A 19,701-nucleotide genomic window follows, 5' to 3' on the forward strand; every position below is an offset into this window, starting at 1 on the left:
CTCATGTTCAGTGAAGCGGACCTTATTGCGATCGGATTAACCTTGCGGTTAGCGTTTACGGTAACGGTGATTTTATTAATCATCGGGACTCCTGTCGCGTGGTGGCTTGCACGAACAGATTCATGGTGGCGAGGACCTGTGGGGGCAGTGGTGGCATTACCACTTGTTTTGCCTCCGACGGTTTTAGGTTTCTATATGTTGGTTGCCATGGGACCTAATGGCTATTTAGGGCAACTGACACAAGCACTGGGTATGGGGCTGCTGCCTTTCAGCTTTTGGGGGCTGGTTCTGGCGTCAGTGGTGTATTCCCTTCCATTTGTTGTGCAGCCGATTCAAAACGCTTTTGAATCTCTCGGTAATCGTCCTCTAGAAGCTGCAGCAACGCTACGTTGCGGCCCATGGGAAACATTTTTCTATGTTGTATTACCGCTAACAAAACCGGGTTTTTTGACAGCTGCGATACTGGGATTTGCTCATACGGTAGGTGAGTTCGGTGTTGTACTGATGATTGGCGGCAATATTCCAAATGAAACCCGAGTGGTTTCTGTGCAGATTTATGATTATGTGGAAGCGCTGGAGTACGGTCAGGCCCATATTCTTTCAATTGCTATGATAGTGTTCTCGTTCCTAGTGTTACTTGGCGTTTATGGGGTGCGTCGTCATGCGAATGTGTCTAGTTTGATGAAGGCGCGTAAATAATGGCTAATACTCCATCAATGCTTCGAGCAAGAGTGAAACTTGAACGAAAATCCGCACAGCACCGGTTTTGTTTAGATGTGGATTGCGAGCTACCGGATAGCGGAGTTACCGCTATTTTTGGTGTTTCGGGCTCAGGGAAAACGACGTTTTTGCGTTGTATTGCTGGCCTTGAACGGCCCGAGCAAGGTGAAGTGGTCGTTGCTGGACAAGCATGGCAACAAGGGGCGTCATTCACGCCAGCCTACCAGCGTTCAATTGGCTACGTGTTTCAGGAAGCCAGTCTGTTTGAACATCTCACTGCCAAAGGGAATTTACTGTTTGCCATGAAGCGGGCAGATCAAAAGGTTTCTGACGACTATTACCAAGAGGTAATTTCGTTATTGGGGCTTGAGACCTTGTTACAACGTTTCCCGATTGAGCTGTCTGGTGGTGAGCGTCAACGGGTGGCTATCGCGCGAGCTTTGTTGATACAGCCGAAGTTATTGCTGATGGATGAACCCTTGGCTTCGCTGGACCAAGCTCGTCGACAAGAGATTTTGCCCTATCTGGCGCGCTTACGAGAAGTGTTTTCCATCCCTATTTTATATGTCACTCATTCTATTGATGAAATCGTTCAGCTCGCGGATCACGTGTTAGTGCTTAAAGACGGTAAACAGATTGCTGAGGGGGAACTGACCGAAGTCTTGTCCCAACCAGACTTGCCGATGTTTACGGGATTTGATGCTGGAACAATTTGGCAAGGTCAAGTCATTGAACGATCAGAAACGTGGCACTTGGCCCAAGTGGAATGTGCACAAGGAGTGAGTGTATGGGTTCGTGATACGGGGATCTCGGTTGGACAAACGTTGCGTATACGAATCTTGGCCCGAGATGTAAGTATTACGCTAGAAGACGCGACCGCTTCTAGTATATTGAATAAGATCTCAGCCAAGATTTTAAGAATAGATCCAGACTTAGATGAAGCCATGTTGCTCGTGCGATTACAATGCGATGTTCTGAGTCTTACGGCACGTATCACTAAGCGTTCAGCTTATGAATTAGGTCTTAGCATTGGCCAACAGGTTGTTGCTCAGGTGAAGTCTGTTGCACTGGTTTGTTGAAGTGTACAGCAAAGGCAAACGATAGTGGGTAAGATAGGCTAACTGTATTCGTCAAAGTCAGCCTATCGGGATGTTCTATCCGTCTTGGTTAATGATTTTAATGATGTCCTGGAGCGCTTGTTCCGCCTGATCGTTTTCAATCTGGCAAGTACCGGCATTCATATGACCACCGCCACCGTATTTCAAGCACAGCTCACCCACATTCGTGTTAGATGTTCGGTTCAGGATCGACTTACCAATTGCGAAGACCGTATTTTGCTTTTTCAAGCCCCACATTTTATGAATAGAAATGTTGCTTTCAGGGTACAGCGCATAGATAACGAAGCGGTTTGTGGTGTAGATAGTTTCTTCTTCTAATAGATCCAACACAACTAGATTGCCGTGAACGGTTGCACAACGTTTGATTTGTTCTTTGGCTTTAGCGTCGTGTTCTAAATAGAGGTCGACACGCTCTTTTACGTCTTCCAACGCTAAAATATCTTCGATGGTGTGGCTTTTACAGTAATCGATCAATTGCATCATCAATTGATAATTGGATATACGGAACTCTCGGAAACGCCCTAAGCCTGTGCGAGCATCCATAATGAAGTTCAGTAATACCCAGCCCGTTGGGTTGAGTACTTCATCTTCATTAAACTGCGCAGAGTCACCTTTATCAACCGCGTCCATCATATCGAGTGAGATGTCTGGGAAACGTTCTTGTCCACCATAGTAATCGTATACCACTCTTGCTGCGGAAGGAGCATTTGGATCGATGATATGGTTATCAATGTTACTGTCGTTACGTACCGTTTCACTTAAGTGGTGATCGAATGCAAGATGGCAGCCGGCAACATAAGGCAAATTTGTCGTAATGTCATTGGCGTTAATGTCGACTTTTCCATCCTGCATGTCCTTTGGGTGAACAAACAAAATATCATCAATCAAATCTAAATCTTTCAGTAACACGGCACATACTAAACCGTCAAAGTCACTGCGAGTCACCAAACGAAATTTTTCGTTGCTCATATTTTTTACGTCCTACACTGAATTCAACAACAATGTTTTAAGTGTAACAGCGATTTATACTATCTGTGTGAAATTTAATGTAATGCTTTTTGATGTAATACATTTTATGTATCAGAAGCCCTTATACAGTTAGCCGAAAAGCAAGTGTTTTTTTGAAGGTCATAAACCCTAATAGTCGTTTTCCTCGCGAAGAAGATTGATGGCATAATGCTACGTTAATGATTATAAAATGATTAAGAGACGTAGCATGGCGAGAGGGCGCCCCTCCAAAAAGGGCCTGATAGCAGACGCAGCATTGAACTTATTTCAAGTGGCAGGCTATCAAGGAACGAGCATTGACCAAGTTGTACTGGAGGCGGGGGTATCCAAGCCCACCGTCTACAGTAACTACCCATCGAAGCAATTGTTATGGCAGGAAGTGCTAAAACACATCATTGAGCGAAGTAAAGCAGAGTTAGATGGTTTAATCACTCAGCATGAGCAGTGCAATGATGTGTTCTCACAAGGCTGGATCGATATATGGCAGCATTGGTCGAATGCTAAAGATCGCTTGGCGGCTTACAGAATTCATTGGGGGGAACCGCATAAATTTTCTGAAGAGGACAGCACACTTTTTGCTCAACTAGAGCTTTCCTTGATTCAGACTTTGCAACGCTGGATGGCTTTTCACGCTGTGTCTGATTCGCATTTCTTTGTCTTGTTTGCTATCTCACGAGAAGCATTTTTATTGCCTAAGATCAATCCGTGTCGCCATGACTCAAAGCTGACTAGTGAATCCATTACCGCCTTAATCGATTCACTAGTGCAACAGAATAACTAGGTGTTAACGTTCGATGCGGGCAGCCATGAAAGCAAATACACTGCCCATGGCGCATATGAACCAGATCAGCCCGACTAAACCGTTTAGACCGTATGCCGTGATCAAAGTAGCAAAGCTTGGGGGGCCGACGGTTGCACCTAAATTACCTAATTGGGCGATCAGACCGTATCCATTTGCTTGCTCGTCACTGTTTCGTGCTAAGCGTGGAATCATTGCTAGCGCAGCTCCAGGGATCAGTCCAGCAAAGAGCACCATTTGGCCAACTACTAAGCAAAATGCCATCGCAGAAGATAGGTTGCTAAACAGCACAAGCGCACCACAAGCAAGACCAGCGTAAGCGACTTGAGCAACTCGCTGTGGTCTCATCGCATACTGCGAGAGCGTGCCTGCGATAAAGGTGCCTGCGGTACTTAGCAGGGGCAAGATGACTTGCATAGTGGCGCGCAACGAGTCTGATTCAATAAAGTTGGGGATATAAGTTAGCAACGAGACCAATGTGCAGGTATAAAACACGAACACTAAACCCGGTAAGAGCGTTTGTGGGGTTCGGTAGATTTTGCCAAGCTTCTTAAAATATGGTTCGTTTGAAGCCACTGAACCTGAGTGGTAACGCTGTTCGTTTTTATCTAATAATGCGATTAGGGCAATAGCCATACCGCCCATTAATAGCCCGTGGGTGAAATACAGGCCACTTAACTCAAAGTGGCTAATCAGAGACTTGCCAAATAAACCGGTTAGCGCAAACGCAACACCAAAAAAAGTGCCCCATAGCCCCATGGTAATAGATCGGTGTTTTGCTGCGCTGAGTTTTGCGATCATGGTTGGTGCGGCAACGACAACGCCTAACTGGGAAAAGCCTTCAAGGACTCGAGTTGCCATAACAATTTCAAATGTTGGTAGCAGAGATTGTACAAATGATAGTGATGCCCCAAGTATTAAAGCACCAATGAGCACTTTTCGATAACCAATTTTTCCTGCGATCAAGCCAGCTGTTACACCGAAAACAAGCCCAATGGTGCCAACGACAGAAATGGCTGCCCCTGTGAGAGTTGGGCCAGCCTGATAATACGTCAGCAGCTCATTATAGGAGACGGAAAACTTCGCAAACTGCATGGCTGCGCTGATGCCTGCAAACCAGAGTAAAAATATCTCAAGCCAAGCAGTTTGCTCTGATGCTGAGTGGGAAGAGGGCATGAAGCGTCCTTAATCTTAATGTCCAAAATGGGGACGCTATTCTAAACCGTTTGGTCAATTATGTCGTTAAAGGATTCTCTTTTTGTTCTTTTAATAGCGACAATAAGTTGTATTTGTCTAATGGGTAAGACAAGTGGTAACCCTGAACTGCATCGCAGCCAACACCTTGTAACACATGCAATTGTTGTTCTGTCTCAACACCCTCAGCAATGGCTTCAAGTTTTAAACCACGAGCAATTGATAAAATCGACTGAATGATAAGACTGTCTACTGGATCTTCTCCGAGCCCTTCGATAAAGCTCTTGTCTATCTTTAATATATCAACGGGCAAATGCTTTAAGATAGCTAAAGAGGAGTAGCCTGTTCCGAAGTCATCAATGGCTATTCTGAATCCGAGTTTTTTTATTTTTTCAATAGCGTGTTTGCACTGTTCTAAATTAGTAATCATATCACGCTCAGTTAATTCTAGTATGATTTGAGAGGTGATAGCTGGTGACGTTGATTTTCTCTCATTTAGCTGATTTATAAGGTGATCCGAAAATAGTTTTCTACCTGAAAAATTAACGGAGATTTTAAAATCTTGGTCAATCAAGTTCTGCTTTGTCCAAGCGGATAGATCTTCAAATACTAAATTAAATACATAATCGTCTAAGTCTACGATAATGCCAGTTTGCTCAGCGATATGTAAGAATTCAGCAGGTCTTAGAACACCTTTAGTTGGATGGCACCACCTCACTAAAGCTTCTGCGCCGATGATGCGTTTATTAAGTGCGTCAAACTGAGGCTGATAGACGACAAATAGTTCTTGTTTGATTAAGGCGTTCTTCAGGCCTGAACTCTTCGACATCAGTTCATGTGCTTCTGAAGTCATAGAATCTTGATAAATTTTAAAACCATTTCTACCTTCTCGTTTTGTGTGGTACATAGCTGTATCAGCATTTCTTACGAGCTTTTCTACCGTGTCACCGTGCTCAGGGTACAAACACACACCAATACTGCTGCTTACAAAAACGGTATGCTGATCCACCTTAAAGGACTTCCTTAGCGCTTCATTAATAGTGCAAGCAAGATGTGTAGCATCTTCTATGGTACGTGCTGAGTTACATAAAATCATAAACTCATCACCACCCAATCGAGAAACAACGTCTTCTGCTTGTGTTAGTTGTAATAAACGGTCTGCAACTTCTTTTAAAAGTTCATCCCCAGCATTATGTCCTAATGAATCATTAACGGTTTTAAAGTGGTCAATATCCATATACAAGACTGCAAATGAAGTCGCTTTGTGAGTGCTGCTAGCGATCGCTTTATGCAGTTTTTTATATATGAGAAGCCGATTTGCTAAGCCAGTGAGAGGGTCTCTATGGGCCAAATTATCGAGTTTTATGCGCTCGTCTTCTAAGTCTCCATAAGTCTTCTTTAGCCTATTTGACATCCGGTTGAAAGCATTTTCTATTACTCGCCATTCATCCAATCGATCCAGCTTAACGGGGTGATCGAAGTTATTTTGCTCGATTTCTTGGAATCTATCTTTCAGTTCAGATAATGGTCTGGCGATATGTCGTTTGACCATAAGTAGTATGATGGATATACCAATAAATAAAGCTAAAAAGCTGGATATAAATACCCAAGCTCTTGTTATAACTAAATCTTTTTTCAGGTCACTGGATATTCTCATAGCACTGTTTTGTACGATTTGCTCATTATCAGCAACGTACCCTAGCAAATTCGTTTGAGAGTTGATCAGCGCGTCCATGACCGTCCATCGTTGGTTGAGGTTTGCCGTCATTTTTCTAAGAACAGCTCGGTAGAGTCGTATTGCCTGACGAACATTATCTTGTGCTTTGCTTACCTGAGGGTTGTATGGGCCCATACTCGTTAAATGCATGGAAAGAATATTGAGCTCTTTTTCGACTCTAATAATCACGACTCGTTCTGTATCAGGTGTAATTCGGCTGCGAACAGAAGATGCCATTTTCCCTGCTCGGAGGTATGTCTCTCTGATGAAGTGCATGACCTCTAAATCCGCTGGCAAAGGAGTATTAGGCGAGATTATAGCTTGAGATACAAAATGATTTGACAGGTGCTCGTCTAATAGATCAATTTTCTTTCCCAGCTTGTGATCAACGATTGAAAGTTCCTTTAATATACGATTTAGGGTAACCGAGTTACCAATAAAACGATGGAAATCAACGATAAAATCGTCCATCTTCAACACAAAGTTAGAGTCTTCTGAGAGTGACCTTATGTTTTGCAATTGACCATCTATGTTAAAGCCTTCTTCTGACAAAATATCTTCATCATAAAGAAATGTCTGTTCAAGTAGTCGAACCCGCGACGATAATTCGAAAATTTCGCGGCTGATCATTGAATTTATGGTTAGCTCTTCAACATGACGAGCTGATTCTTCTTCTAAAAGCGCTTCAATAGAAAATAAAGAGCGGATGAGGAAACCTATCCCTAATCCAAAGACTGAGAACAGTATAATCACAGTTAGCGCAAACCGTGCGCTTAAACTCGCTCTTTTAAAGATCACTTCCAGATCCTCATATAGTTTTCGCGGTATTTATTTTTGGGGTCGTATACACCAATGCTTTGATCGATAGTGTGCACGTTACTTTTGACAGTTAAATGGACAGGCGCCTCATAGCCACTTGGCGGGAGTTGATGGAAAGCTCTATTTAGTTCATCTACTATTTGCCAACCTTGCATAAACAAAGGCTCAGGCACTGTGGCCAGCTGAAAGAAACGACTTCCAATTCTGTTATAGGCTTCAAAACTACCATCTCCAGCTGAAATGTTCTGGGGTATATGATCGTATTCCGTAGCAAGTGTCTGCAACGTAGGGATAGCGAAATCTATATACAGATCATTGATGGCGAGAAAGTGCGTTATTTGATTTGGGTTATTTTCCAGAAGTCGGGAGATTGTAGCGGGAAGCTCATTAGCAATATTATCTAGAGGTATGTCTTCTATACACACTAACTCGCACTGTGGGCATTCTTCAATCGCACGGGCCATACTGTTGGCTTTCAGCGTCGCGATGCTGTAATTTGAATCTGTAAAAATGACGACCTTAGCTTTCCCTTTAGCGTCGACAATGGCGAGAGAGGCCGCAATTTCCCCTACCTTTTGAGCATTAGTGGTAATGTTAGTAAACAAGCCTAGCTCTTGTTGTTCTCCTACATGGTTGGCGGCATGCCAACCAATGACAGTTATGCCAAGTTGTTTTGCAATGTTAAGAGCTCGTCTATGATGCTTTGCGTCAATCCCACCGAGAACAATACCATCAGGCTGCATTGCAATTGCTCGATTGAGTATGGCAGCTTGACGAATTTTTGAGCCATTGCCGTCTAGTAAGCGCAGCTGCCAGTCTAATTCTGAAATCGCATCACTCATACCCTTGGCAACGCTACTCACACCATCATTCCTTAAGTCTGAAGCGATAAAAACTATTTGCTTGTTTGAATTGATTATAGGCCCTGATAAAGGCCCTTGCCACGCACTTTTTTCTTGGATAGCAGTATTAACTCTTTGCTGTATCTGCTGAAAGTCGTAGCCCTCAGCCTGCGTGGCGTAAGAACAAAAAATGAGTACACTAATTAAATAGTAATGGTATATCTGTTTTCTGATATTGGTTAAGCGTGCCACGGTTACAAACCCTTACTCTTTTAAGTTTATGTCATTAGGAAAATCCGTGTACCTTTAAATTGCATTGTATGCACTGATAAGTGGTTTGACTGTTTTAATAGGATTGAGAAATGTCTAGATTTGTAAAAGGATGGCTATTTTTAGGTGCTTTTATAACAAGTATGGTGACGGCTGCAGAGCTTGAGCAGCGCAGTGATAGTAGACCCTACTTATTGCCGCAAGAGGTAAATTCTGCGGGGGGGCTTGATGCATTTCAAAACATAGTCAGTGAGCCGCCAGTGCCATTTGAAGGAAATCTTACTCAACCTATTCAGATAGCTTTGATTTACCCTAGTGCTGATCTATCTGACTTTTGGGTTCGGAATTATCATGCTTTAATTTCGCGTCTTAAGGACCTTGGTATTAATTACCATATTGAGGAATACAGCTCGCGCCAGATTGAGCACACCCTCCAAACTCGCTATACCGATCAAGTACTTGAGCAGGCCGATCACTTTGACTATGTCATCTTTGGTCCTTCTGAATTATCCGTGCAGGCTGAGAATATTCAGAGATTGTCAGATTCAAGCCAGTTTAAAACCTATGTTTGGGCTTTCCATACGCCTTTTAAGGATTGGATAGCCCAACCTGATGCATGGTTTGACTTCTCGAGCTCCGAAGGCGCAAAAGCACTGTGTGATTTCGTTGTCGAGCGATTGGGGGATGATGTCTACTTTGCTATGAACCGCGGTATCCCTGGAATAACAGATGACCAACGCTCAGAAGAGTTTAAAAAATGTGTTGAGTCTCGAGGTGATTGGATAAGTTTGTACGAGCACTTTGGCCAATATCAAGCTGGCGGTGGTGTCGATGGTGCATCACTGGTAACCAAAAGCTTTCCGGAAGTAAGTATGTTGCATAATGCTAACACTGCGATGACTCTTGGAGCGCTAGAGTATTTAAAAGATCATCAGTTAATGAATCGGCTATATGTGACTGGATGGGGTGGTACGGCAGCGGAAATAGATAAAATTAAACAGGGCCACCTTAATGCGACACCTATGCGCATGAGTGATGATGTTGGTGTGGCCACAGCAGAAGCTATAAAACTGACTTTGGAGCATAAAGAAAAGCAAGTACCGAGGGTTTACTTAGGGCGTATTCAAATCGTGGATGATCAAATGACTGATGCGGAAATAAACAGGCTGACTGAAGAAGCGTTTCGCTACTCGAGTCAAATTGATCAATAAGCTAATTTGCAAGGGCTAATGCGCTGTTTTGTTATTTGCTGAGGGGGCAGGTTTTGCAATCATGAGTAGGTGTTGAATCTACTTGGAGCTTTGCCCATGGCAAAACCTAATAACAATAATTACCCACATTTGTTTCAACCGCTAGATCTAGGATTTACGACACTTAAAAATCGTATCCTAATGGGATCAATGCATACTGGTTTGGAAGAAAAAGACCATACGGGCGAGCGTTTAGCCGCCTTTTACCGCGCTCGTGCCAAAGGGGGCGTTGGCCTGATCGTGACTGGGGGCTTTAGTCCCAATGCAGAAGGCTCGCCGTATCCATTTCCTTATGAACCGCTGAGCCTGTCCGTTCATCAATGTATTACTGATGCGGTGCATGAAGAGGGTGGCAAAATTTGTCTGCAAATTCTTCATACAGGGCGTTATGCTTATCACCCTAACCTTGTTGCGCCTTCACCTATCACCGCTCCGATTAACCGATTTGAGCCACACGCCCTGAGCCCAGAGCAAATCGAGAAGCAAGTGCAAGACTTTGTTGATACCGCTTTGTTTGCTCGCGCGGCTGGTTACGATGGCGTGGAAATCATGGCGTCTGAGGGCTATTTGCTAAACGAATTTTTAGTCGAGCGCACCAACCATAGGGATGATGAATGGGGTGGCGAGTTCACTAATCGCATTCGCTTTCCCGTCGATGTGGTACGTCGTATTAGAGCTGCCGTAGGCGAGAACTTTATTATTATTTTCCGTTTATCCATGTTGGACTTGGTTGAGCAAGGTTCTTTGTTCGAGGAGATTGTTGCACTGGGTCAGGCCGTTGAGCAGGCGGGCGCAACCATCATCAATACTGGTATTGGCTGGCATGAGGCCCGCGTACCGACCATCGCAACTTGTGTCCCCAGAGCGGGATTCAGTTGGGTAACAAAAGCTTTTAAAGACCACTTTTCTATTCCAGTAATTGCCACCAATCGTATTAATACTCCCGATATTGCTGAACAAGTATTGGCTCGTGGTGACTCAGATATGGTGTCTATGGCGCGACCATTCCTCGCGGACCCTGAGTTTGTGAACAAGGCCGAGCGCGGACAAGCGGAACGTATTAACACTTGTATTGGCTGTAACCAAGCCTGCTTAGATCATGTATTCGAAGGTAAAGTAGCGAGTTGCCTCGTCAATCCTTATGCCTGCCATGAAACGGAATTGGTCGTTCAGCCAGCACAAACAGCTCGTAGGATTGCTGTTGTCGGTGCTGGGCCAGCTGGGCTTGCCGCAGCCGTTACGGCTGCGGAACGGGGCCATCAAGTGACCTTGATCGACGCGAACGACCGTGTCGGTGGGCAATTTAATGTTGCCAAAACCATCCCTGGAAAATCCGAGTTCTCAGAAACATTGCGTTATTTTTCTACGCGACTGAAAGAATTAGGGGTAGAGGTTCGTCTAAATACTAAAGTAGACGCCAGTACCTTAAATGCAATGTCCATCGATCATGTGCTATTGGCCACGGGGATTCGCCCTAGAGTGCCTGAGCTGGAGGGTGTTGGTCATGAGAAAGTGCTTTCGTACCTCGATGTTCTCAAAGATAGAGTCAACGTTGGTAAAAACGTAGCGATTATTGGTGCTGGAGGCATTGGCTTTGATACGGCTGAGTTCTTGCTAAGTGAAGCCGACGAGACGACCACGGTTGAACAATTTGCTCAGCAGTGGGGCATTGATCAAACCTTGCAAGCGCGAGGCGGATTAGCGACTGAAGCCAGTCAACCAATGATGGAGTCGACACGTAAGATTTATCTACTACAACGCAAGCGCAGTAAGCCTGGGGCAGGACTCGGCAAGACAACCGGTTGGATACATCGAGCTCAATTGAAACAACATGGCGTTGAGATGTGGTCAGGCTGTCAGTATCAGCGAATTGATGACTCGGGACTATGGATTGAACGTGATGAACAGAGCCTTTGTCTAGCAGTCGATCATGTCATTTTATGTGCGGGTCAAGAACCTGATCGCAGCCTAGTCGACGGATTAGAGTTGCCTTACACCTTGATCGGTGGGGCAGACGTTGCCAAAGAGCTGGATGCGAAACGAGCCATTGCCCAAGGGACAAAAATCGCTTTGCAAATTTAAAAGAGGACGATACCAGTCCTCTTCCTACTCAACGATACAGAGTAATGATTAAGAGGACAGGTTATGAAACAGCTTCTTTTAACCAGTGCCATGACATTCGCGGCACTGAATATGACTACCCCAGCTATGGCGCAAGAGCACAGCTTGATTGTTGCTGGCGGCTGCTTTTGGTGTGTCGAATCCGACTTTGAAAGCATTGAAGGTGTCATCGATGTGGTGTCAGGCTACATCGGTGGGCACGTTGCCAACCCTACTTATCAGCAAGTAGCTGGCAAAAAAACGGGACACTACGAAGCCGTCAAAATCACCTTTGACGATGACGTCGTCAGCCTACGAGAACTCACCGATTATTTTTGGTTAACCATCGACCCAACCGACGCAACAGGACAATTCTGCGATAAGGGTGACCCTTATCGCACCGGCTTGTTCTATCAAAATGCGCAACAGCACGATGTGTTCAAAGCTTCACTTGCAAGCACTGCTCAAAGCAAACCTTTTGACGCCGACATCGTCACCGAAATCCTCCCTGCGAGTACCTTCTACTTGGCCGAAGACTACCACCAAGACTACTACCTGAAAAACAACCTTCGTTATAAGTTTTACCGCTTCAACTGCGGACGGGATGCACGTATCGAAGAGCTATGGGGGAGTGTGGCGAGTAAGAAGTATCAGCACTAACGAAAGCTCTTCTTGAGTGTTTAGGATCGCTCATCTATAGCTATCCACAGACTGGGGTTGTTCTCTAGACCGACCTAGCTCTTACTTTAGTTAGGGTTAGGTTGACTATAACGAATTGGTTTAGCTAAATAGTGTCATGGAAGATAAAAAGGACTCTGAATATGGATCAGTTTTCCCCCTCGGATATGAAAACGATTTTGCACTCAAAGCGTGCAAATATGTATTACCTCGAATATTGCCGAGTATTGGTCAAAGATGGCCGTGTGGAGTATGTCACGGATGAAGGCAAACAGTCTTACTATTGGAATATTCCTATTGCCAATACCACCACGCTTATATTGGGTAATGGTACGTCTATTACACAAGCTGCTGTACGCGAGCTTGCTAAAGCTGGTGTACTGATTGGTTTTTGTGGTGGCGGTGGTGCACCATTATTTTCTACCAATGAAGTCGATTTTGATGTCTCTTTCTTTAGTCCGCAAAGTGAATACCGCCCAGTAGGTTATTTGCAAAACTGGGTTTCATTTTGGTTTGACGAAGCCAAGCGGTTAGACGCTGCCAAACTTATCCAAAAATATCGTATCGAATTTACCAAAGCGCAATGGCTTAAAAATAAGCAGCTAAAAGAAGCTGAGTTAGCTATTAATGTAGTTAATTTAAATAAAGCGTTAGAACAGTTTGAGCAGCAAGTAGAAGAAGCCAAAGATACGCAATCGTTAATGCTAAGCGAAGCTCGCTTAACTAAGACGCTTTATAAAATCATTTGCACAGTGACTGGTTACAATGATTTTTCAAGGGTGAAACAAGGCGCCGGAACAGACTTCGCTAATCGATTTTTAGATCATGGTAATTATCTTGCCTACGGTCTGGGGGCGACGGCAACTTGGGTGCTAGGGCTTCCTCATGGTTTATCGGTTTTACATGGCAAAACACGCCGCGGCGGATTGGTGTTTGATGCAGCGGATCTAGTGAAAGATGCAGTTGTTCTTCCACAAGCTTTCCTAAGTGCGATGAATGGCGATACTGAGCAAGAATTTCGCCAAGCCTGTATTGGGGCAGTGCGTCAGAGTGAAGCCTTAGATTTTATGATCGACAGTCTTAAATCGATCAGTGAGGAGTGCAGCGCTTAATATGAATATCTTGCTGGTTTCTCAATGTTCCAAAAAAGCGTTACAGGAAACACGTCGTATCATCGATCAATTTGCTGAGCGTACGGGGGATCGTACATGGCAGACAGCGATTACTGAGCAGGGCTTGGCACCCCTGCGTAAACTACTTAAGAAAACCGCTCGGCGTAATACCTCTGTGGCTTGTCATTGGATTCGTTCGAATAATCGAACCGATCTAAAATGGATAGTGGGTAACCCGCGACGTTTTAATAGTGAAGGTACAGTTCCAACCAATGTAACAGGGCGTGATATCTTAAGAGCCAAAGACGAAAATGTTTGGCACACCGCAGAGGATATGCGCCTCTTAGCCTGCTTTGCTGCGTTGTTCCACGATGTCGGTAAAGCCAATCAAGCCTTCCAAGATAAAATTAAGCCTCGTGCGCGTTCTGGCTCAGTCAAAAACTATGAGCCTTATCGTCATGAATGGGTATCTCTGCGTGTTTTCGAAGCTTTTGTCCAAACTGCCATCGCTGGCGTTGAACCATCGCAACAGGATCAGGCTTGGTTAACTGCTTTGACCCAAATCGATTCTCAGACTGATGATCTTGTTCAAAAAGTGCTTATCAAAGACGGGCTAGACAAAAGCATCCGCTCGCCATTTAGAAATTTACCGCCAGTAGCCCAAACTGTTGCTTGGCTGATACTCAGTCACCACAAACTGCCAGAGCCAGAAAAAACAGATAAAAGTTACTTGGTTCGACCGCAACGTATTCTTAGTTCTGTTAAAAGCCCTTGGAACTCACCGCAAAGCTCGAAAGATTGGAGTCGCGCAGAAATCGAAGCTGTTTGGACGTTTCCGAAAGGTGCACCATTTCGTAGTAAAGTATGGCGCGAGCGTTTAGCTCGTGTCGCGGAGCAAGCATTAAGGCGCTCAAGCTTTACCAAAGCTGAGTGGTTGTTTGATCCCTTCACATTGCATTTGTCTCGCTTAAGTCTAATGTTGGCGGATCATTACTATTCAGGACAAAACCGTGTTGGGCAAAAAAGTGTTTGGCACGATTACGCATGGGGCAAAACACAAAAAGACATTGTCTTTGCCAATACGTGGCGCGAGCGTGGCAGTAAAGACAAAGGTAAGTACAATCAAACCTTAGATGATCATTTGATCGGTGTGTATCACCATAGCCATCAAATGGTGCGCAAACTGCCGTCGTTAAAAGAATCCCTGCCAGTCATTACGCGACACCCTGAGTTAAAAAAACGCACCGCAAATAGCCGCTTTGCTTGGCAAAATAAAGCTTATGAACTGGCGGTTAGTATACGCGATACGGCGCGCCAGCATGGCTTCTTTGGGGTGAATATGGCCTCTACTGGTATGGGTAAAACCTTTGCCAATGCGCGTATCATGTACGGCCTTGCAGATGAACGAAAAGGTTGTCGTTTTAGTGTGGCGCTGGGCCTACGGACGTTAACCCTGCAAACGGGCGATGCTTTTAAAGAACTATTAAAGCTTGATGAAGAAGATCTTGCGATAATGATTGGCTCCAAGGCTGTAAAAGCGCTGCATGACGACCATAATCATCAAAAGGCGCAGCTAGTCGAGAGTCAGCAAGAGCAAGTACTTGGCTCAGAATCTGCCAGCGATTTTGCTGACCAAGACAGCTATGTAAGTTACGAAGGTGCATTAGGTGACGGCTTCTTATCAAAGTGGCTCGAAAGCTCACCTAAGATCAATAAGCTAGTCAATGCACCAGTCTTGGTGAGCACGATTGACCATCTAATGCCTGCAACAGAGGGAAGTCGCGGCGGTAAGCAAATCGCACCCATGTTGCGTTTGTTAACCTCGGATTTAGTGTTGGATGAGCCGGATGATTTTGGTTTGGAAGATTTGCCTGCGTTGTGTCGTCTGGTACATTGGGCTGGCTTGCTGGGTAGTCATGTTTTACTGTCCTCTGCGACCTTGCCGCCGGACTTAATCGAAGCTTTATTCGATGCTTACCAATCCGGACGAGCACAATATGAAAAAGCTGTCAGTGTTAATCCGAGCTCTGCTCCCAACATCGTTTGTGCTTGGTTCGATGAATTCAAAAGCTCCTCTATACAGGCGGCGCAACTGTCTGACTTCCGTGCTGAGCATAAGCGTATTATAGCAAAACGCTGTGACAAGCTTGCTCAGCAAACGGTACGCAGAAGAATCGAGTTAGTAACACTCGAACCTGTAATAAAAGCCGCGATCATAGGTGAAATCGCTACAAAAGTGCATCAAAGCATTTTAACACTGCACCAGCAATATCATCATGACCACCCATCAAAACAGGCCAAGGCGAGCTTTGGTTTGGTACGTATGGCGAATATTAACCAGCTCGTTGCCACCGCTAAACAACTTATGGCAATGCCAAGTCCTGATGGCGTACAGATGCATTATTGTGTCTATCACAGTCAGTATCTGCTGTTGCAACGTTCGGTGATTGAGCACATGCTCGATACCGTACTAAACCGCAAAGCCCCGAGTGCAATATGGCAACAACCCAGTGTGTGCGATGCCATCGATAAAGCACCTGATAAGCAACATATCTTTGTAGTATTGGGTAGCCCGGTTACCGAAGTAGGGCGGGATCACTCCTATGATTGGGCCGTAGTAGAGCCATCGTCGATTCGCTCATTGATTCAGCTGGCGGGTCGGGTACTGCGTCATGACCAAGTGACCACGGTAGACCAGCCCAATATCCACCTACTTAATCAGAACTGGCGCGCATTGCGTGGTGATGAAATTAGCTACGTGCGTCCGGGGTTCGAAAGTAAATCATTAAGGTTGCAGTCTCATTTGTTGGAACGATGTATTGAGCCAAGCGAATATCAAACCATCAATGCCTTACCTAGAATTCAAAAAGCGGCGGAGCTTATGCCAACAGAGCGCTTTGTGGATCTTGAACATGCTGCCTTAGCCATGCAACTTTGGGGCACTAATAAACAGTCAGATGAAGCTTATGCGGGCCTCTGGTGGCAACGGCCTATGCACTGGACAAGTCACTTGCAAAAGCTCCTACCATTTCGCCGACATACACCCAGTGAGGACTATTGTTACTACATTGAAGAGGAGTTTGACGAACCATTGATGCATCGTTGGCATGACAGTGGTGAATTAAAGCTGGATGACAAGCAAAGCTTTCAGCGGGACGACAGTATCACCTTAGCCCAAGGTATAAGTGTCTGGGGTGGAGTGTTTGATTACAGTCAGCATATCAACGATTTAGCAGAACGTTTAAACCTAACGCTTGCCGAAGCCACGATACAATTCGGTTCAGTGAACTTGCGTCGCTCGAATGAGAAAGAAGTCTGGCAGCAGAGCGGTATTTTCGGATTTTACCAACCCTTTGCTTAACAAAGGGTTGGTAAAGCCGCTTATTCAGCGGTGCATGAGAAATTAATAATTTTCTAAGCCACATTACTATGGTTGACTGCATGTTAGGTTAATTTAAGGGTTAAGTAAAATGAGTAATTGATAAATTTATAATGGTTGAAATATTTGTTTCTAGTCCTATAATGACTTTAAATTAGTTGTTATGAGGGATTCGTATGTTTCGTTTTAAAAAAGAAGTGATCACTAAAACTGAGGAAGGTGAAGCAGGACAGATTAAAACTCGTTCTGCAAAAGTATCCTTTTCATTGGGAGAGGTGAGTTCTGGATTTGTGGTTTTCGGCTACTTATCTGCTCTGGGTATCGATAGCTGGTTTAGTCAGATTACAAGTGGATTAGTTTAGCGGGTTTTTACAGGAGGTTAGCAGAGTGAGTGAGTTAGCTGACAAAATCCTTGACTATATCAATAGTCGCAAAGAGGATCGGTTAGAGAAGTTTGATAAGGAAACGGAAAAAGGCGTCAAAGCCGCGAAAGCTGGAGAGGTTGCGGCTTATGAGCAGCAGCGTTTTGAATTGCGCGTCGCAGAGGAAGCGCGCTTCAAGGCAAGTGTATGGCTAGATGACGCCGCAGGGCGGGCTAAACAGCTTCAGCTTGTGACTCATGCCTTAAAATTTACCCACTCTGATGCAAAGGGAACCAGCATTTTTGCAGATCAATACGCTGGTGAGCGAAGCTTCATTGGCTCTCACAGTATTGAATCGCCAGTCATCGATATCGTTGGTAATGCGGCGGCTTTAGATGTGGGTAAACTGCTGATGTTGGAAGATAATTCAGGCAAGTTGCTGGTTCATTATATTCAGCAAGAGGATATGTCACCTTTTCAGCTCTTTGCGGAAACACAAGAGCAGCTTAGACAATGGCTCGAGGGGTTTAAGTTGGCTGTGACGGCAAAAGATCCAAGCTCTAATAAACTCGCAAAGCAGCTTTACTGGCCCTTAGAAGAGGGTGTCTATCATATCCTTATGCCGCTGTTCGCTACGTCATTAACGCATGATATCTATGATCGTATCCAAACGGCACGCTTTTCAGAGGAGCAAAAGGCTGCTCGTGATGCACGTCGCAATGAAAAAGTCTCGGATATTCATACCATTGAGTTTCCTGATATCGCAGTGCAGGCATTTGGTGGTACCAAGCCACAAAATATCAGCCAATTAAACTCTACACGAGGTGGACGAGCCTATTTGCTCAGCAGTGCTCCGCCAACATGGGAAAGTCAAGAGCTGCCACCTCTAAAAGTGACGTCTATCTTCCGCGGCCCATTTTCACGTAAGGTTTATCCGCAGATTTTAGGCTTGAAAAAGTTCTTAGTGACTAAGTTAAATGATCGTAGTACTTGGAAGGTTCGCAATGAGCGTGCCCAGCGTATTGACGATATTGTGGATCGTTTAATTGGTTATGCGGCAAATGTACGTAGCTTTCCGGCGGGTTGGTCAAGCCACCCTGATTGCCATCTACCAGAGCATCAAAAGCTTTGGCTTGACCCTAAACGTTGCTATAACGACCCAGACTTCAAAGACGAGCTTGATAAAAAGGAATGGCAGGGCAAAGTAGCGGAAGACTTCTCACGTTTTCTAAATGCTGAGTTGGAGCGCAACAGCGAGATTGCTACCGGTGATGTAGAGTTCAAGCAATGGAAAGTACTCACTGCTCAAGAGCTGCGCCTAGTCAAAGATGACGTAGAAGGAGCGTTCAGTGGATAAGTTATTAGTTATTAAGCATCTGAAAGTGGAAGGGGCCAACGCCATTGCGGGCCTTACATGGAGCTTTCCTGCGATCACTAACTTTCTAGGATTCACCCACGCGCTACAGCGTAAAGTCCAAGAGAAAATTTCCTCTTCCATATTGTTGGAGGGCTGTGCGGTGGTTTGTCATAGCAGCCAAGTACAAACCTACAACAATAATATGAGCCGAGAGCATTACTTTGCCTTAACTCGAAATCCGCTTGTGCTGAAAGGCAAAGAAGCCGTTACCGCGCCGTTTAACGAAGAAGGCAAGATGCGCATGGATGTATCCTTGCTGATCGATGTTAAAAGTGCAGAAGAGGATGGTTTTTTAGAGCCAGACGATTTGGAGGATTTAAAAGAATTGATCCCAAATCTTATCCCGACAATGCGATTAGCGGGAGGATCTATTTCAAAATTTGAAACCACTGAACTGGTTTTAGATGCGGGATCGCAAAACCGCGATGATCAAGCTCGTAAGCGCTTTTTACGTCAGTTCTTACCGGGGTTTGCCTTAGTCAGCCGACACGATGTACTAGAAAAGCATATCGAGCAAACACAGCTATCACCGCTGGATGCTTGGCTAGACTTTAGTACCCGTAAAATGCGCTCCGAAGACCCAGAAAAAGAAGGCGACAAAGCAAAATGGGTTGTTGAACGACCTAAATTCAGTGGCTGGTTAAAGCCCATTATGATCGGCTATCAAGGCATCTCTGATCTGTATGAAGCTGGGCAAGTGGGCCATGTGCGAGATCGCAGCGTGCCAGTACAGTTTGTTGAGTCGATCTACTCATTAGGGCAGTGGATCAGTCCACATCGCATTACCAATATTGAGCACTTACTTTGGACGCAAAGTTACGAAGCAGAGCGTTCCCTTTACTTATGCAATAACGTATTTGAACCTGATACCTCTCATTTATTATACAACGAATACTCGAATACTGAGGAGCAATAG

15 protein-coding genes are annotated in these 19,701 nt (G+C 44.9%); 11 read left to right on the forward strand and 4 right to left on the reverse strand.

What is annotated here, in order from left to right:
• The first annotated feature begins 3 nt into the window (after positions 1 to 3).
• The gene (modB, locus tag ACXAC1_RS14335) at positions 4 to 699 is read left to right on the forward strand and encodes a molybdate ABC transporter permease subunit (protein WP_475062295.1); all 696 of its coding nucleotides are present in this window, start codon (positions 4 to 6) and stop codon (positions 697 to 699) included.
• A complete protein-coding gene (modC, locus tag ACXAC1_RS14340) occupies positions 699 to 1,799 on the forward strand; it encodes a molybdenum ABC transporter ATP-binding protein (protein ID WP_475062297.1) in 1,101 nt (366 codons plus the stop codon). Before modB ends, modC begins: the two co-directional genes overlap by 1 nt.
• A 75-nt stretch (positions 1,800 to 1,874) precedes the next feature.
• On the opposite strand, the gene ACXAC1_RS14345 is transcribed toward modC, so the two are convergent.
• Positions 1,875 to 2,807, reverse strand: a complete 933-nt coding sequence (locus ACXAC1_RS14345) for an exopolyphosphatase (protein WP_475062299.1) — start codon at positions 2,805 to 2,807, stop codon at positions 1,875 to 1,877.
• Positions 2,808 to 3,036: 229 nt separating this feature from the next.
• On the opposite strand from ACXAC1_RS14345, the gene ACXAC1_RS14350 reads away from it, so the two are divergent.
• Positions 3,037 to 3,627, forward strand: coding sequence for a TetR/AcrR family transcriptional regulator (locus ACXAC1_RS14350; RefSeq protein WP_475062301.1), 591 nt, complete (start codon positions 3,037 to 3,039; stop codon positions 3,625 to 3,627).
• A 3-nt stretch (positions 3,628 to 3,630) separates the two neighbouring features.
• On the opposite strand, the gene ACXAC1_RS14355 is transcribed toward ACXAC1_RS14350, so the two are convergent.
• Genes ACXAC1_RS14355 through ACXAC1_RS14365 form a run of 3 tightly spaced genes read right to left on the reverse strand, consistent with a single transcriptional unit; the run spans position 3,631 to position 8,469 of the window.
• Positions 3,631 to 4,821 carry an MFS transporter gene (locus ACXAC1_RS14355; RefSeq protein WP_475062302.1) on the reverse strand — a complete coding sequence of 397 codons (1,191 nt, stop codon included), beginning with the start codon at positions 4,819 to 4,821 and terminating at the stop codon, positions 3,631 to 3,633.
• 58 nt (positions 4,822 to 4,879) lie between these two features.
• Entirely contained in the window at positions 4,880 to 7,354 is a 2,475-nt protein-coding gene (locus tag ACXAC1_RS14360; RefSeq protein ID WP_475062304.1) for a putative bifunctional diguanylate cyclase/phosphodiesterase, read from the reverse strand.
• Complete coding sequence (locus ACXAC1_RS14365) at positions 7,351 to 8,469, reverse strand: substrate-binding domain-containing protein (protein WP_475062306.1); 1,119 nt, start codon at positions 8,467 to 8,469, stop codon at positions 7,351 to 7,353. The genes ACXAC1_RS14360 and ACXAC1_RS14365 overlap by 4 nt, the downstream gene beginning before the upstream one ends.
• A 110-nt stretch (positions 8,470 to 8,579) precedes the next feature.
• Between ACXAC1_RS14365 and ACXAC1_RS14370 the strand changes: the two genes are divergently transcribed.
• The 8 genes from ACXAC1_RS14370 to csy2 all read left to right on the forward strand — a co-directional run bounded on the left by ACXAC1_RS14370 (position 8,580) and on the right by csy2 (position 19,701).
• Complete coding sequence (locus ACXAC1_RS14370) at positions 8,580 to 9,698, forward strand: substrate-binding domain-containing protein (RefSeq protein ID WP_475062308.1); 1,119 nt, start codon at positions 8,580 to 8,582, stop codon at positions 9,696 to 9,698.
• A gap of 96 nt (positions 9,699 to 9,794) precedes the next feature.
• Complete coding sequence (locus tag ACXAC1_RS14375; RefSeq protein WP_475062310.1) at positions 9,795 to 11,819, forward strand: FAD-dependent oxidoreductase; 2,025 nt, start codon at positions 9,795 to 9,797, stop codon at positions 11,817 to 11,819.
• A gap of 63 nt (positions 11,820 to 11,882) precedes the next feature.
• Positions 11,883 to 12,497, forward strand: coding sequence for a peptide-methionine (S)-S-oxide reductase MsrA (msrA, locus tag ACXAC1_RS14380; protein ID WP_475062312.1), 615 nt, complete (start codon positions 11,883 to 11,885; stop codon positions 12,495 to 12,497).
• A 161-nt stretch (positions 12,498 to 12,658) separates the two neighbouring features.
• A complete protein-coding gene (gene cas1f / locus ACXAC1_RS14385; protein WP_475062314.1) occupies positions 12,659 to 13,627 on the forward strand; it encodes a type I-F CRISPR-associated endonuclease Cas1f in 969 nt (322 codons plus the stop codon).
• 1 nt (position 13,628) lies between these two features.
• Complete coding sequence (cas3f, locus tag ACXAC1_RS14390) at positions 13,629 to 16,988, forward strand: type I-F CRISPR-associated helicase Cas3f (RefSeq protein ID WP_475062315.1); 3,360 nt, start codon at positions 13,629 to 13,631, stop codon at positions 16,986 to 16,988.
• Between the two features lie 194 nt (positions 16,989 to 17,182).
• Complete coding sequence (locus ACXAC1_RS14395; protein WP_475062317.1) at positions 17,183 to 17,368, forward strand: hypothetical protein; 186 nt, start codon at positions 17,183 to 17,185, stop codon at positions 17,366 to 17,368.
• Between the two features lie 25 nt (positions 17,369 to 17,393).
• A complete protein-coding gene (gene csy1, locus ACXAC1_RS14400) occupies positions 17,394 to 18,725 on the forward strand; it encodes a type I-F CRISPR-associated protein Csy1 (RefSeq protein WP_475062319.1) in 1,332 nt (443 codons plus the stop codon).
• A complete protein-coding gene (gene csy2 / locus ACXAC1_RS14405; RefSeq protein WP_475062321.1) occupies positions 18,718 to 19,701 on the forward strand; it encodes a type I-F CRISPR-associated protein Csy2 in 984 nt (327 codons plus the stop codon). The genes csy1 and csy2 overlap by 8 nt, the downstream gene beginning before the upstream one ends.

The sequence above is a fragment of the Marinomonas sp. AWM4_232 genome, assembly GCF_056158325.1.

What these genes read in the sequence shown, in the direction of transcription:
- ACXAC1_RS14375 (WP_475062310.1), top strand. Translation starts at nt 9,795, where the DNA reads ATGGCAAAACCTAATAACAATAATTACCCACATTTGTTTCAACCGCTA.
- cas3f (WP_475062315.1), top strand. Translation starts at nt 13,629, where the DNA reads ATGAATATCTTGCTGGTTTCTCAATGTTCCAAAAAAGCGTTACAGGAA.
- cas1f (WP_475062314.1), top strand. Translation starts at nt 12,659, where the DNA reads ATGGATCAGTTTTCCCCCTCGGATATGAAAACGATTTTGCACTCAAAG.
- msrA (WP_475062312.1), top strand. Translation starts at nt 11,883, where the DNA reads ATGAAACAGCTTCTTTTAACCAGTGCCATGACATTCGCGGCACTGAAT.
- modB (WP_475062295.1), top strand. Translation starts at nt 4, where the DNA reads ATGTTCAGTGAAGCGGACCTTATTGCGATCGGATTAACCTTGCGGTTA.
- modC (WP_475062297.1), top strand. Translation starts at nt 699, where the DNA reads ATGGCTAATACTCCATCAATGCTTCGAGCAAGAGTGAAACTTGAACGA.
- ACXAC1_RS14355 (WP_475062302.1), bottom strand. Translation starts at nt 4,821, where the DNA reads ATGCCCTCTTCCCACTCAGCATCAGAGCAAACTGCTTGGCTTGAGATA.
- ACXAC1_RS14350 (WP_475062301.1), top strand. Translation starts at nt 3,037, where the DNA reads ATGATTAAGAGACGTAGCATGGCGAGAGGGCGCCCCTCCAAAAAGGGC.
- ACXAC1_RS14345 (WP_475062299.1), bottom strand. Translation starts at nt 2,807, where the DNA reads ATGAGCAACGAAAAATTTCGTTTGGTGACTCGCAGTGACTTTGACGGT.
- ACXAC1_RS14370 (WP_475062308.1), top strand. Translation starts at nt 8,580, where the DNA reads ATGTCTAGATTTGTAAAAGGATGGCTATTTTTAGGTGCTTTTATAACA.
- ACXAC1_RS14395 (WP_475062317.1), top strand. Translation starts at nt 17,183, where the DNA reads ATGTTTCGTTTTAAAAAAGAAGTGATCACTAAAACTGAGGAAGGTGAA.